Genomic DNA, 13267 nt, shown 5'->3' on the forward strand with positions numbered 1-13267 from the left:
TCTGCGCGCGGGACGATCTGCGTCTGGGCGCGCGCGCCGCGCGGCGCGACACTGGCCGCTTCCCCCAATCGATACGAGGCTCGCCCGATGACGACACAAGCGCTGTTTCGCGAAGACGCGTACCTCACGCAATGCGACGCGGTCGTTCTGGCCGTCGGCGACGACGGCATCCGGCTCGACCGCACCGTGTTCTATCCGCTCGGCGGTGGCCAGGCCGGCGACACCGGCACGCTGACGCTGCCCGACGGCGGCACGATCGCGATTGCCGATACGCGCAAGGCGAAGTTCGACGGCGCGACGCCCGACGACGCCATGCACGTGCCCGCATCGGGGCAGGAGGCGCGCGTCGCGGCGCTCGTGCCCGGCACCCGCGTGGTCGCGGAGATCGACTGGCTGCGCCGCTACCGCCACATGCGCCTGCATACGGCCGCGCACCTGATGTGCGCGGTGCTGCCGTACGCGGTGGACGGCTGCAGCGTGACGGCCGACTACGTGCGGCTCGATTTCGCGACATCCGACGCGATCGACCGCGACGACGTCGAGCGACGCCTTGCCGGCTTGGTGGTCGGCGCGCACCCGGTCACGACCGAATGGATCACCGACGACGAGATGGCCGAGCGGCCGGAACTCGTGCGCACGATGAGCGTGAAGCCGCCGATGGGCCTCGGCCGCGTGCGGCTGCTGCGCATCGAGCAGGTCGACCTGCAGCCGTGCGGTGGCACGCATGTGCGCAACACGTCCGAAATCGGCGCGCTGCGGGTCGCGAAACTGGAAAAGAAGAGCGCGCGCACCCGGCGCCTCGTACTGGAGTTTGCATGACGATTGACACCACCCAAGCGGGCGCGGCGGCGCTTGATCCGCAAGCGCGGGAGATTCTGGATTTCTGGTTCGGCGAGCCAGGCTCGGCCGAATTCGGGCAGGCCCGCAAGGTCTGGTTCAACGGCGGCGCGGCGTTCGACGACGTGCTGCGCACGCGCTACGGCGCCTTGCTCGACGCCGCGTGCGACGGCGCATGCGATCGCTGGGCAAGCTCGCCGTCGGGGGCGCTTGCGTTGATCGTCGTGCTCGACCAGTTCTCGCGCAATATTCATCGCGGCACGCCTCGCGCGTTTGCCGCCGATCCGAAGGCGCTCGCGCTCGCGCGCCGCATGGTTGCGGCCGGCTGGGACGCACAATTGCCGAGCGGACATCACCGCGCGTTTGCGTATCTGCCGTTCGAGCACGACGAGTCGGTCGACAGCCAGCGCGAGGCCGTGCGCCTGTGCGCGGGCATCCGCGACGAGGCAGGGTGCGAGAGCTATCACCGCTTCGCGTTGCTGCACGCGGCCGTCGTCGAGCGCTTCGGCCGCTTTCCGCACCGGAACGTGATTCTCGGTCGTGCGTCGAGCGACGAGGAGACGGCGTTTCTTCGCGAGCCCGGTTCCTCGTTCTGACGATCCGGGCTGGCGGCGTGACGCGGGGGAGGGCGCGAACCCGCGGATTCACGGGTGCCTTGGAAACCGGCTGGCGGAGGGCGCGCACCGGGTTCAGGCAGCTGTGCTCAACCTTCGCCAGGTATCCAGGCCAGCACGAGACGGCGCGTTGCGCCGTCGTGCTTCACTGCAGGTGCAGTTCGGGCGTGCGCACGTAGACGCGCAGCAGTTCCGCGGAGTCGCCCGGGCGGGCGCCGGACCAGAACGGTTTCCACTCGCTGCCGGGCGCCGGACCGATGGTCTGCTTGCCCTGGACGATCATCCACGTGCAGCGGGCAGCCTGCGCATCGTCGATCGGCGTGTGCTGGATCCCGGAGAAGTAGTACAGCATCGGCGCTTCCGACTCGCCGAGACCGACGCTTGCCATGCAGTCGCCGTCGTTCCATTCGAGCGCGAGATGCGCGTTCAGGTCGTCGAACACCGAGCGGTAGCTCTTCGCGACGTCAAGCCACGGCAGCAGCAGCGTATAGATGAGCCCCCACGCGACGAGTGCGCCGGCCCCCCACGACAGCGCGCCGCGCCACAGGCCGGTCGTGCGCAGCTTCGGCAACAGCGTCAACCAGCCGACCGTCAGCACGAGCGCACCGATCACGAGCGGGGGTTCGATCGGCATCGTCCAGTCGAGCGGCAGCCAGCGGCCGAGCGGCGCGAGATAGGCGTGCGATGCAGCCGGATCGGCCATCACCGCCCAGATCGCCCAGGCGAGCACGGTGACCGTGCCGAACAGGGCGCGGCTCAGGTAATCCCATGCGAAATGCAGCCGGCTCGGCAGGCGTTCGATCGCCTGCGCGGCGACCAGCGCGAGCGGCGCGAAGAACGGCAGGATGTAGAGCTGGCGCGACGTCGCGGACACTTGCAGCACCGCGAGCCCGACGCTGGCGAACAGCACCGGCAGCGCGATCGCCGGCGTGCGCCAGTCGCGCCAGGCACCGCGTGCGAGCGCGACGATCGCGAGCGGCGCGACCGGGAAGCCGACGGTCAGGAACGAGCGGACGATGAAGAGCGGCTTGTCGTTTTCCGCGCCGAGCTCGGGCACCGAGAAGCCGAAGAACCGACCGACGTTGTTGTCCCAGAACCACGTCATGAACAGCGTCTCGGAGCGCAGGAACAGTGCGGTCGGCCAGACCAGCGCGAACGGCGCGAATACGAGCGCGGCAACGCCGAGCGCGCGTGCGAACGAGCGGGTGCGGCAGGCCGGGTAGATCACGAGTGCGGCCGTGAGCGTGGCTGCGAATACGAGCGGCACGAACAGACCCTTCGCCATGAAGGCGATGCCGACGCCCGCGCCGAAGAGCGGCGCGGCCCAGCGGCCCGACGGCCGCGCCGGCAGCCCGTGCCGCATCTGCTGCGCGCGCGCGACATGCTGCATCACGAGTTCGAGCAGCCCGCAGAAGCCGATTGCGGTACCGGCGAACAGCGCGGTGTCGGTCATCATGTCGTGCACGTGCTTGATGACGACGAGCGTGCCCGCGCTCAACACGGCGGGGCCGATCACGCGCGGGTCGAACCAGGAGTCCGCGCGGCTGGCGACGCGCGCCGCGCGCGCGATGAAGCCGAATGCGAGGGCGGCGAACAGTGCGCTCGCGAGTCGCGCCGCGTCGTGCAGCGGCATCACGCGCTGCAGCAGCCAGGCGAGGCTGGTCGCGACCCACGCGTAAATCGGCGGCTTTTCCATGAACGGCAGGCCGGCATTGGTCGGCACGACGAAGTCGCCGGTCTCGAGCATGTGCTGGATGATGCCGAACGTGTAGGTTTCGTCCTGCTTCCACGGATCGTGACCGAGCACGCCCGGCAGCGTATACGCGCAGATCAGGGCGGCGACGAGCAGCCACGCGCGCCAGCCGAGCAGGAGCGAGCGTTCGCGCGTGGCGCTGGTTGCAGCGGTCGAGGCGGCGATCGGCGTGCCGGCGGCGTCGAGCGTTGCAGTGTGATCGGCGTCGGCGGGCGAGCGGGTGTGCGGGGCCGGAGCGGGCACGGACGTGCGTCGCCGGCTGGGCGCTGCGGTTCCAGGCATGGAAGGAATCTCGGGTCGAGTCGAGCCGGTCCGGCGACATGGGCTGGACCGATTAGGGCCACATCAAGGGGTAACGGACAGGTGTTGATGACACCGGTCTGAATGTCCGCTAGTAGACCACGGAATTGTTACGGTGGTTTACCGATCGTGTCACGGAATTGTGGAGATTTGTGGTGTCGTGACGACGGATCGTTTCGGGTGGCGGCTTTTGATGCCCCGCCGTGCGGAATTACCGGCCGCCGCCGACGTCGAGCAGGGCGCCCGTCGTGTAAGACGCCGCGTCGCCAAGCAGCCAGACGATCGCTTCGGCGATCTCCTGTGCTTCGCCCGCGCGGCCGAGCGGCGTGCTTGCCCCGAGGCGGGCCGCTCGGCCCGGCTGGCCGCCGCTCGCGTGGATTTCGGTCTCGATCAGGCCGGGGCGTACCGCGTTGACGCGCACGCCGTGCGGGCCGAGTTCCTTCGCCAGACCGATCGTTAGCGAGTCGACCGCGCCTTTCGACCCCGCATAGTCGACGTATTCGTTCGGCGATCCGAGCCGGGAGGCGATCGACGATACGTTGACGATCGCGCCCCCGCGGCCGCCACGGTCGGTGGACAGCCGGCGCGCGGCTTCGCGTGCGCACAGGTACGCGCCGAGCACGTTGGTGTCGAACATCCGCCGCAGCCGGTCGGCCGGCATGTCGGCGAGCGGCATCGACGGCGCGACGATGCCCGCGTTGTTGACGAGCGCGTCGAAGCGTCCGAATGCGGACGTGACGGTGTCGAACATCGCAACGACGTCGGCTTCGTTCGCGACGTCGCCCGCGACGACGCACGCACGGCCGCCCGCGTCGCGGACGGCCTGCGCGGTGAGCTCGGCCGCCGCGGCGTCGCGCGCGTAGTTGATGCCGACGTCCCAGCCGCGCTCGGCTGCGAGCACGGCGGTCGCGCGGCCGATGCCACGGCTTGCGCCGGTGATGAGGACGGCCTTGCGGTCGGACGGTGCGGTCATCGTTTGCGGGTTCCGGTGACGGTTACTTGGCTGCGTCGGGTGCCCACTTGTCGCGGGCGGGCGGCTGGTAGCGACGCAGTCGCTCGATCAGCTCGACGGGTTCCGACTCGACGCACAGTGCGTCGAAGTAGGCCGGACGCATGAAGCCCTCGTCGACCGTATGGCGCAGCAGCGCGATCAGCGGATCGTAGAACGAATCGATGTTGTAGAGCGCGACGGGCTTGCGGTGATAGCCGAGCTGCGCCCACGTGTAGACCTCGAAGAGCTCCTCGAGCGTGCCGGCGCCGCCGGGCATCGCGACGAACGCGTCGGAAAGGTCGGCCATCATTTTCTTGCGGTGATGCATGTCGGGCACGACGTGCAGTTCCGACAGCCCCGTATGGCCGACTTCCTTGTCGACGAGCAGTTCGGGGATCACGCCGACCGCACGGCCGCCGGCCGCCATCACTTCGTCCGCGATCACGCCCATCAGGCCGACCCGGCCGCCGCCGTAGACGAGCGTGAGGCCCGCGTCGACGAGCGCGCGACCGAAGGCACGCGCGGCGTCGGCATAGACGGGCCGCACGCCGGACGACGAGCCGCAGTAAACGCAGACTGCCTTCATTGCTTGGAATCCTTGGCGGGGGTGTGCCCGCCGGCGGCGCGAGGCGAACCATCGCGCGGCGGCAGGTAGTCGGTGAACTGGCGCTTCGGCAGCTTGCCGGAGACCAGGTCGTCGAACAGCTGGCGCGACCGGCCGCGCAGGTACGGCGCCATCACGGAGATCACGTGCATGCTGACCTGGTGCAGTTCCTCGCGGATCGCGTCCTGGTCGTTGTACTTGCGCGGATGCATCACGTACTGATACGACAGCCAGTACGTCGAAATGACGGCCATGTTGGTGGCGATGACCTCGATCTCGGTGGGCGTCGCGACCATCTCGGCGTCGGACACGAGCAGCTCGCACATGTCGTGCGCGAAGCGCACCTTGTGGCTGATGATCTGCTTGAAATGTGTCTCGAGCGTGCGGTTGCGGGCGAGCAGGTCGTTGAGGTCGCGATACAGGAACCGGTAGGTCCACATGAAATCGGCCATGTACTGCAGGTACGACCAGGTTTCGTCGATGGTCGGACGATGATCTTCGGGAAAGCGCAGCCGCCGTTCGATCTGCTGCTCGAACTGCGCGAAGATGCTGTTGATGATGTCGTCCTTGTTGCGGAAATGGTAGTACAGGTTGCCTGGACTGATTTCCATTTCCTCGGCGATCGTCGTGGTCGTGACGTTCGGCTCGCCGATCTCGTTGAAGAGTTTCAACGACAACTCGAGAATCCGTTCGCGGGTGCGGCGGGGAGGTTTCGCTTCCATGTCGTCCGGCCCTGTGTGTGCCGGACTGGCGGGCGCTGCAATCGATGCTGCGTGATTCGTCCGGCGCGGGTTGCTGTTCTATGTCTAGCGGACGATTATAAACCGGGGTTTCGCCACATCGGGGCATTTCGTATTCATCGCCCCCGCGCGGCGCATGGTGCAGCGCCGCACGCGGGCGGTGCGCCGGGTGCCCGCAGGGCAGCCGTCTAGAAGCCGAGCCAGCGTGCGACGACCGGGCCGAGCACGAAGCCCCACGTCGTCACGCACGCGAACAGCGCGACCGTCACGGCGGCGCTGCCGAGGTCCTTCGCGCGCTTGGAGAGTTCGTGGCGCTCGAGCGAGATGCGATCGATCGCGGCCTCGACGCTCGAGTTCAACAGCTCGACGATCAGCACCAGCAGCACCGACGCGATCAGCAGCGCGCGCGAGGCGGCCGGCACCGGCGCGAATGCGCCGATCGGGAGCATCAGCGCGGCGAGCGTGAGTTCCTGGCGAAACGCGCTCTCCTCGCGGATCGCGACGCGAAAGCCGTTCAGCGAATGCTTGAGGGCGTACCAGGCGCGCGTGATGCCGCGGTGGCGCTTGTACGGGTTCGGCGGCAGCGGCGTCAGTTGATCGTCGGGGCCGAGCGGTTCGTGCGCGTGCACGTCCGCTTCGGCGTGCGGCTCGTCCTCGTCGAACGGGCGGTGCCGTTGCGGCGTGGCGTCGGGGGGCGGGGTCTTGTCGTTCAGGTCTCGTTTCAAACGGCGGCACCTTCGGCTGGCGAGTACGCGGTCTTCGGCAGCGGCTTCAGATGCGACGCGAACTGTTCGGATGCCGCGCGCCAGGAGAAGCGTTCGGCCCACGCGCGCGCAGTCGTGCGTTCGATCTTCAGCGCCTCGAGACAGGCTTCCTGCAGGTCCTCGTGCATCGCGCCGGCGTCGCTTTCGCCGAGCACGTCGATCGGCCCCGTCACGGGATAGGCGGCCACCGGCGTGCCGCAGGCGAGCGCCTCGAGCAGCACGAGGCCGAACGTGTCGGTGCGACTCGGAAACACGAACACGTCGGCCGCAGCATACACCTTCGCGAGTTCGGCCTGTGACAGCACGCCAAGATAGTTCGCTTCCGGATAGCGCGACTTCAGTTCCGCGAGCGCGGGGCCTTCGCCCGCGACCCACTTCGAGCCGGGCAGGTCGAGGCGCAGGAACGCCTCGACGTTCTTTTCGATCGCGACGCGGCCCACGTACAGGAAGATCGGCCGCGCGGTATTGAGCACCTTCGATTCCATCGGCCGGAACACGTCGAGATCGACGCCACGGGTCCACAGCACGACGTTCGTGAAGCCGAATTTCTCGAGGTCCTGCTTGACGACCGGCGTCGGCGCCATCACCGCGAGCGACGGGCCGTGGAACCAGTGCAGGAAGCGGTAGGTCGCGGCGAGCGGGATGCCGAAGCGCGCCTGCACGTATTCCGGAAAGCGCGTGTGGTACGCGGTCGTGTACGGCAGCTTGCGCGCACGCGCATAGCGTCGCGCGGCGAGGCCGAGCGGGCCTTCGGTCGCGATGTGCAGCGCGTCGGGTGCGAATGCATCGATCCGCGCGCGCAGCTTGCGATACGGCAGGATCGACAGGCGGATCTCGGGGTAGGTCGGACAGGGCACCGTGCGGAATTCCAGCGGCGTCAGCATTTCGACGCGGTGGCCGAGCGCGGTGAGTTCGCGCGACGTGCTCTTCAGCGTGCGCACGACGCCGTTGACCTGCGGTTCCCACGCGTCGGTGACGATCATGATCTTCATCGCGGCTTTGTCCTGTAAGTAGGGGTGTGTCAGGCAGTGGCCTTGGCCTTGCGCGACGTGGTCTCCGACGGTGCGGCGCGCATCACCGTCCAGTAGACGATCTTCAGTTCGCCTTCCATCGTCTCGACGAGCGCGGACAGGCTTTCGACCCAGTCGCCGTCGTTGCAGTACAGCACGCCGTCGATGTCGCGGATCTCCGCCTTGTGGATGTGGCCGCACACGACGCCGTCGCAGCCGCGGCGGCGCGCCTCGTCGGTCATCACCGTCTCGAACTGCGAGATGAAGTTGACGGCGTTCTTGACCTGGTGCTTCAGGTATTGCGACAGCGACCAGTACTGGAAGCCGAGCCGGCTGCGGATCCGGTTGAACCAGCGGTTCAGCACGAGGATCAGCGTGTAGAGCGTGTCGCCGAGGTACGCGAGCCATTTCGCATGCTGAATCACGCCGTCGAACAGGTCGCCGTGCACGATCCACAAACGTTTGCCGGCGAGCGTCGTGTGGAATGCCTCGCCGCGCACCTGGATGTCGCCGAACGCGAGGTCGCAGAACTGCCGCGCCCCTTCGTCGTGGTTGCCGGGGATGTAGACGACCTGCGTGCCCTTGCGCGCCTTGCGCAGGATCTTCTGCACGACGTCGTTGTGCGCCTGCGGCCAGTACCAGCCCTTCTTCAACTGCCAGCCGTCGATGATGTCGCCGACGAGGTACAGGTACTCCGAATCGTTGTGGCGCAGGAAGTCGAGCAGGTACGGCGCCTGGCAGCCGCTCGAGCCGAGGTGGATGTCGGACAGCCAGATGGTGCGGTAGCGATGGGTGGACGAATCGGGGTCCTCATGCTGCGTGGCGTGCCCGGCAGGCGGGTCTTGCGACACCAGCCCGTCGGTTGCGGCAGAACCGGACAGAAAAGCGGTGGCGGCGCGGGCGCCGATGGGGTGACGGAACAGGGAGGTCGCGGACGTTTTCTGGCCCATGCATGACTCGCGCCGGTTGACATTACCGGCATTCCGCCATGCGGGCGTGACTGTGCCGTGACAGTCACGAGACGTTCTTATTACGACCGCCGTAGGGTGTTTAGCAGTGAATGACGGGACGTTGCGTAACCTGCCGTACGGAACGTCCGATCGTTGTCCGGCAAGGCTGTCGGGGCGGGTGGGTGTTACCCCGGCAAAGTGTTTTCGTCTGGCGAATGCGGTGCGTCAGCGTGGTATCGCGACGACGCGCGTGCGTGCGATCCGGTCGTGCGGAAACTGCCGGTCGGCATGTAGCCGGGCGGCGCCGGCCCACGCGACGATCCACGCCGCAGTGAGTGCGAGCGTGACGGGCACCGACAGGCCGAGGAGCGGATGCAGTGCGAGCGGCGGCAGGAACCACAGCCAGCCGAGCGCATAGCGGACGAGCGCGTGGCCCGCGCTCAGCGGCCGGCCGCTCGACGATTCGAGCCGCAGCCGCCAGGTCTTCATCGGCAGCGTCTGGCCGCCGTGCGTCCAGAACCAGACGAAGTACGCGCCGACCACGAGCGCGATCCAGGCGGCGAGCAGGTTGTGATGGACGAGGCCGTTGCGTTGCTGCGTCGCGAGGCCGAACGCGAGCCCGGCGAAGAACACCACGCCGAACAGCAGCACGCCTTCGTAGAGCAGCGCGGCGAGGCGTCGCCGTACGGTCGGCGCGGCGGCCGGGGTGTCGGGGGCGCGGGCGTTCGCCACGGGCGCTCAGGAGCCCTTGAACAGCGAGGGTGCGTCGGCGGGTGACACCGGCGCCACGGCAGCCGGTGCGGATGCGGTGCCGGCCGTCGACGACGCGGGCACCGGCGGCGCGACGGCGGCGGCCGAGACGGGCGCCGGTGCGGTGGCTGTGCCGCTTGCCGCGTGTTCGTGCGAATTGACGAGGCGGCGGACGTCACGGTCGGCGACGGTCGGCGGTGCGCTGACGACGCTCGGCCGGCGGCGGCGCTCGGCGGCCGCGAGACGTTGCTTCTGCTCTTCGGGGAGTTGCTGGTACGCCTTCCACGCACGCTCGCGCGCCTGTGCGGAAAGCTCCTTCGCGCTCTGGTAGTTCTCGCGCGCGACGCGGCGCTGCTCGGGCGTCATCCGCGCCCATTCGGTCATCCGGTCCTGCAGGCGCTTTTGATCATCGGGCGTCAACTTCGCGAAACGCGATGCGATCTTGAGCCATTTGCGCTTGCGGGCGTCGCTGAAGCCGTCCCACTGGTCGGCGAACGGCGCGAGTGCCGCGTGCTGTGCCGGCGTGAGGCGCGCCCACGACAGCGGGCCGGTAGCGGCCGGCAACGGCAGGGGCAGCGGGGGGAGTTCGGTGGTCAGCCCGGTCGCAGCCGAGGCGGGCGCGACAGGGCTGCTGGCCGCGGCGGCGGGCGTCGCGGGGGCCGGGTGGAATCGTGGGTACGTGGCGACGTAGGAAACGGCGATCGCGATTACGCATCCGAAAAATACGGCCAGGCCGCGCTTCTGACTCACCCGTACGATCCCCTCGTTATTGTCTGTTAGTGAGCGCGCGACAGATACGCGTTGAACCCGTGATCGAGATACGCGTTGAGCGGCAGGTCGTCGCTGAGCATCGCCGCGTCGATGTCGGCGAGTTCGGCGGTGCGCTGCATGTCTTCCCAGTAGGCGATGCCGACGAGCCCCGCGAGCAGCAGCGCCAGCGGCCACGCGCGCAGCAGGCGGCGCGCGAACGACGCCTGCGGGCGGCTCGCGGGCGCCGTGCCGTACGCACCGGCCGCGCCGGCGAAGGCCGGCACGAACACCGGCACGGTCGCGGGTTCGGGCTTCTTGCGCGCGAGCGCAGCCCGGCGGGCGACGGCCAGACGGTCGGTGGTCGCGGCAGGCAGGTCGGCCGCGCGCTCGTCCAGCGCGCGGCGCACCTTCAGCGCGAATTCGTGTTCTCGATTTGCGGGAGCGGAGCTCATAGCGTGATTCCTTTGGCCTTGAGCGCGTGCGCCAGCGTATGGGTGGCTCGCGAGCAGTGCGTCTTCACGCTGCCCTCGGAGCACCCCATTGCGGCGGCAGTCTCGGCGACATCCATATCTTCCCAATAACGCATCAGGAACGCTTCCCGTTGACGCGCCGGAAGTTTCTGGATTTCTTCGTCGATCAGGGCCAGAACCTGCTCTCGTTCGAGGCGGTGCTCGCTGCTCTCGACGCCCACGTTGTCGTTCGCGGATTCGAGTGTTTCGAGGGGGTCGAAGTCGTCGTCGTCGGTGTTGTTCAGCGACGAGAAGAGCGTGACCCACGTGTTGCGGACTTTCTGCCGGCGGAACCAGTCGTGGATCGCGTTTTGCAGGATCCGCTGAAAAAGCAGCGGCAATTCGGCCGCCGGCCGGTCGCCGTACTTCTCCGCAAGCTTGATCATCGCGTCCTGCACGATGTCGAGCGACGCATCGTCGTCACGCACGGCGTACGCAGCCTGCTTGAACGCGCGCCTTTCGACGCCCGCCAGAAAGTCGGCGAGTTCCTTGTCTGATGCCATTCCGTGAAGGTATGCGCTGCGGACCGCTGCGTGGTGTAAAAGGTCGAAAAATTTCGTAAAACCCGCGGATGCTATCAAATTTTCGTGCCGCTTGGCACCGGGTTGGGCGCCGCACGTTGCGCGCGAGCCGCGGCGACGGGTGCCGGGCGGTACCCATGATGCGCTGCGGGATATTTTGCTTGACGACCCAATCGCGACCCGCTATCGTCAATGATTCGCAACATGAAGTGATGGTCTCATTTGAGGCTGGCCCAAGAAGCCTGCCCTTCAAACTGGACGCGCCGCTTGAACCCGAGCCACAAGCCCGGCAGAGAGCACCCGATCAATTTTTTGCCGAAAATTCGAAAGGTCAAAATGAACATGCCCAGCGCGGAATTCTCCACGTCGGAACCCCTTTCCCCTCCCGATAGCGACTCCATCGGCGGTACCGTGCTCATGAAGGCACTGGCCGATGAAAACGTCGAATTCATCTGGGGCTACCCCGGCGGCTCGGTACTCTACATCTACGACGAGCTTTACAAGCAGGACAAGATTCAGCACGTGCTGGTGCGCCACGAACAGGCGGCCGTGCACGCAGCCGATGCGTATGCGCGTTCCACCGGCAATGTCGGCGTCTGTCTCGTGACGTCCGGCCCCGGTGTCACCAATGCGGTGACCGGTATCGCCACGGCGTACATGGATTCGATCCCGATGGTCGTGATCAGCGGCCAGGTGCCCACGGCCGCGATCGGCCAGGATGCCTTCCAGGAGTGCGACACCGTCGGCATCACGCGTCCGTGCGTGAAGCACAACTTCCTCGTGAAGGACGTGCGCGACCTCGCGGAAACCGTCAAGAAGGCGTTCTATATTGCCCGCACCGGCCGTCCGGGCCCGGTGCTGATCGACATCCCGAAAGACATCTCGAAGACGCCGTGCCAGTACGAGCCCGTCAAGAGCGTGTCGCTGCGTTCGTACAATCCCGTCACGAAGGGCCATTCGGGCCAGATCCGCAAGGCCGTGTCGCTGCTGCTGACGGCAAAGCGTCCGTACATCTACACGGGTGGCGGCATCATCCTCGCCGACGCGTCGCGTGAACTGAACCAGTTCGCGGACCTGCTCGGCTACCCGGTCACGAACACGCTGATGGGCCTCGGCGGCTATCGCGCGTCGGACAAGAAATTCCTCGGCATGCTCGGCATGCACGGCACCTACGAAGCGAACATGGCGATGCAGCACTGCGACGTGCTGATCGCGATCGGTGCCCGCTTCGACGACCGCGTGATCGGCGATCCGGCGCACTTCGCGTCGCGTCCGCGCAAGATCATCCACATCGACATCGACCCGTCGTCGATCTCGAAGCGTGTGAAGGTCGACATCCCGATCGTCGGCGACGTGAAGGAAGTGCTGAAGGAGCTGATCGAGCAGCTGCAGACGGCCGAGCATGGCCCCGACACCGAGGCGCTCGCGCAATGGTGGAAGGACATCGAGGGCTGGCGCTCGAAGGACTGCCTGAAGTACGACCGCGAAAGCGAGATCATCAAGCCGCAGTACGTGGTGGAGAAGGCGTGGGAGCTGACGGACGGCAATGCGTTCGTGTGCTCGGACGTCGGCCAGCACCAGATGTGGGCGGCGCAGTTCTACCGTTTCAACAAGCCGCGTCGCTGGATCAACTCCGGCGGCCTCGGCACGATGGGCTTCGGCCTGCCGGCAGCGATGGGCGTCAAGATGGCGCACCCGGACGACGACGTGCTGTGCATCACGGGCGAAGGCTCGATCCAGATGTGCATCCAGGAACTGTCGACCTGCCTGCAGTACGACACGCCCGTGAAGATCATTTCGCTGAACAACCGCTATCTCGGCATGGTCCGCCAGTGGCAGCAGATCGAATACAGCAAGCGCTATTCGCATTCGTACATGGATGCGCTGCCTGATTTCGTGAAGCTCGCCGAGGCATACGGCCACGTCGGCATGCGGATCGAAAAGACCTCGGATGTGGAGCCGGCGCTGAAGGAAGCGCTGCGCCTGAAGGACCGCACCGTGTTTCTCGACTTCCAGACCGATCCGACCGAAAACGTCTGGCCGATGGTACAGGCCGGCAAGGGCATCACCGAGATGCTGCTCGGATCGGAAGATCTGTAACGGCGCGACGCGCGCCCGGCCCCTGCGGCCCGCCTTCACGAAGGGCGGAGCGGCATGCGGCGGCGCGCGGCGCG

Annotated in this window: 14 protein-coding genes; 3 read left to right on the plus strand and 11 right to left on the minus strand. The window is 67.3% G+C overall.

What is annotated here, in order from left to right:
- Window positions 1-87: 87 nt before the first annotated feature.
- Together BDO18943_RS19765 and BDO18943_RS19770 are read left to right on the plus strand one after the other, a co-directional pair.
- On the plus strand, window positions 88-819 hold the full coding sequence (locus BDO18943_RS19765) for an alanyl-tRNA editing protein (protein WP_175023698.1): 732 nt from the start codon (window positions 88-90) through the stop codon (window positions 817-819).
- Window positions 816-1433 carry a DUF924 family protein gene (locus BDO18943_RS19770; RefSeq protein ID WP_043188894.1) on the plus strand — a complete coding sequence of 206 codons (618 nt, stop codon included), beginning with the start codon at window positions 816-818 and terminating at the stop codon, window positions 1431-1433. Before BDO18943_RS19765 ends, BDO18943_RS19770 begins: the two co-directional genes overlap by 4 nt.
- Window positions 1434-1596: 163 nt before the next feature.
- Here the strand turns inward: BDO18943_RS19770 and BDO18943_RS19775 are convergent, their stop codons facing one another.
- The 11 genes from BDO18943_RS19775 to BDO18943_RS19825 all read right to left on the minus strand — a co-directional run bounded on the left by BDO18943_RS19775 (window position 1597) and on the right by BDO18943_RS19825 (window position 11075).
- Complete coding sequence (locus BDO18943_RS19775; RefSeq protein ID WP_175023699.1) at window positions 1597-3486, minus strand: ArnT family glycosyltransferase; 1890 nt, start codon at window positions 3484-3486, stop codon at window positions 1597-1599.
- A 229-nt stretch (window positions 3487-3715) separates the two neighbouring features.
- Window positions 3716-4477 carry an SDR family oxidoreductase gene (locus BDO18943_RS19780; RefSeq protein WP_175023700.1) on the minus strand — a complete coding sequence of 254 codons (762 nt, stop codon included), beginning with the start codon at window positions 4475-4477 and terminating at the stop codon, window positions 3716-3718.
- A 22-nt stretch (window positions 4478-4499) separates the two neighbouring features.
- Window positions 4500-5081, minus strand: coding sequence for an LOG family protein (locus tag BDO18943_RS19785; RefSeq protein WP_043188888.1), 582 nt, complete (start codon window positions 5079-5081; stop codon window positions 4500-4502).
- Window positions 5078-5821, minus strand: a complete 744-nt coding sequence (locus tag BDO18943_RS19790) for a TetR/AcrR family transcriptional regulator (RefSeq protein ID WP_043188886.1) — start codon at window positions 5819-5821, stop codon at window positions 5078-5080. The genes BDO18943_RS19785 and BDO18943_RS19790 overlap by 4 nt, the downstream gene beginning before the upstream one ends.
- 206 nt (window positions 5822-6027) lie before the next feature.
- Window positions 6028-6564, minus strand: coding sequence for a diacylglycerol kinase (locus BDO18943_RS19795; RefSeq protein WP_043188884.1), 537 nt, complete (start codon window positions 6562-6564; stop codon window positions 6028-6030).
- Window positions 6561-7595 (minus strand): glycosyltransferase family 4 protein, encoded by a 1035-nt coding sequence (locus BDO18943_RS19800; protein WP_043188882.1) that lies wholly within the window; start codon window positions 7593-7595, stop codon window positions 6561-6563. The genes BDO18943_RS19795 and BDO18943_RS19800 overlap by 4 nt, the downstream gene beginning before the upstream one ends.
- Window positions 7596-7624: 29 nt before the next feature.
- The gene (locus BDO18943_RS19805) at window positions 7625-8563 is read right to left on the minus strand and encodes a UDP-2,3-diacylglucosamine diphosphatase (RefSeq protein ID WP_043188880.1); all 939 of its coding nucleotides are present in this window, start codon (window positions 8561-8563) and stop codon (window positions 7625-7627) included.
- Window positions 8564-8788: 225 nt separating this feature from the next.
- Complete coding sequence (locus BDO18943_RS19810) at window positions 8789-9295, minus strand: RDD family protein (protein ID WP_175023701.1); 507 nt, start codon at window positions 9293-9295, stop codon at window positions 8789-8791.
- A gap of 6 nt (window positions 9296-9301) precedes the next feature.
- The gene (locus BDO18943_RS19815) at window positions 9302-10063 is read right to left on the minus strand and encodes a DUF3106 domain-containing protein (protein WP_175023702.1); all 762 of its coding nucleotides are present in this window, start codon (window positions 10061-10063) and stop codon (window positions 9302-9304) included.
- 26 nt (window positions 10064-10089) lie between these two features.
- On the minus strand, window positions 10090-10515 hold the full coding sequence (locus tag BDO18943_RS19820; RefSeq protein WP_043188876.1) for a DUF3619 family protein: 426 nt from the start codon (window positions 10513-10515) through the stop codon (window positions 10090-10092).
- Window positions 10512-11075 carry an RNA polymerase sigma factor gene (locus tag BDO18943_RS19825; RefSeq protein WP_043188875.1) on the minus strand — a complete coding sequence of 188 codons (564 nt, stop codon included), beginning with the start codon at window positions 11073-11075 and terminating at the stop codon, window positions 10512-10514. The genes BDO18943_RS19820 and BDO18943_RS19825 overlap by 4 nt, the downstream gene beginning before the upstream one ends.
- Before the next feature lie 354 nt (window positions 11076-11429).
- On the opposite strand from BDO18943_RS19825, the gene BDO18943_RS19830 reads away from it, so the two are divergent.
- Window positions 11430-13193: an acetolactate synthase 3 catalytic subunit gene (locus BDO18943_RS19830; protein ID WP_043188873.1), complete on the plus strand. Its 1764-nt coding sequence runs from the start codon at window positions 11430-11432 to the stop codon at window positions 13191-13193.
- Window positions 13194-13267 lie beyond the last annotated feature (74 nt).

Source organism: Burkholderia aenigmatica, assembly GCF_902499175.1.
Taxonomy (GTDB): Bacteria; Pseudomonadota; Gammaproteobacteria; order Burkholderiales; family Burkholderiaceae; genus Burkholderia; species Burkholderia aenigmatica.

What these genes read in the sequence shown, in the direction of transcription:
- BDO18943_RS19825 (WP_043188875.1), bottom strand. Translation starts at nt 11,075, where the DNA reads ATGGCATCAGACAAGGAACTCGCCGACTTTCTGGCGGGCGTCGAAAGG.
- BDO18943_RS19800 (WP_043188882.1), bottom strand. Translation starts at nt 7,595, where the DNA reads ATGAAGATCATGATCGTCACCGACGCGTGGGAACCGCAGGTCAACGGC.
- BDO18943_RS19805 (WP_043188880.1), bottom strand. Translation starts at nt 8,563, where the DNA reads ATGGGCCAGAAAACGTCCGCGACCTCCCTGTTCCGTCACCCCATCGGC.
- BDO18943_RS19765 (WP_175023698.1), top strand. Translation starts at nt 88, where the DNA reads ATGACGACACAAGCGCTGTTTCGCGAAGACGCGTACCTCACGCAATGC.
- BDO18943_RS19820 (WP_043188876.1), bottom strand. Translation starts at nt 10,515, where the DNA reads ATGAGCTCCGCTCCCGCAAATCGAGAACACGAATTCGCGCTGAAGGTG.
- BDO18943_RS19785 (WP_043188888.1), bottom strand. Translation starts at nt 5,081, where the DNA reads ATGAAGGCAGTCTGCGTTTACTGCGGCTCGTCGTCCGGCGTGCGGCCC.
- BDO18943_RS19775 (WP_175023699.1), bottom strand. Translation starts at nt 3,486, where the DNA reads ATGCCTGGAACCGCAGCGCCCAGCCGGCGACGCACGTCCGTGCCCGCT.
- BDO18943_RS19790 (WP_043188886.1), bottom strand. Translation starts at nt 5,821, where the DNA reads ATGGAAGCGAAACCTCCCCGCCGCACCCGCGAACGGATTCTCGAGTTG.
- BDO18943_RS19780 (WP_175023700.1), bottom strand. Translation starts at nt 4,477, where the DNA reads ATGACCGCACCGTCCGACCGCAAGGCCGTCCTCATCACCGGCGCAAGC.
- BDO18943_RS19830 (WP_043188873.1), top strand. Translation starts at nt 11,430, where the DNA reads ATGAACATGCCCAGCGCGGAATTCTCCACGTCGGAACCCCTTTCCCCT.
- BDO18943_RS19770 (WP_043188894.1), top strand. Translation starts at nt 816, where the DNA reads ATGACGATTGACACCACCCAAGCGGGCGCGGCGGCGCTTGATCCGCAA.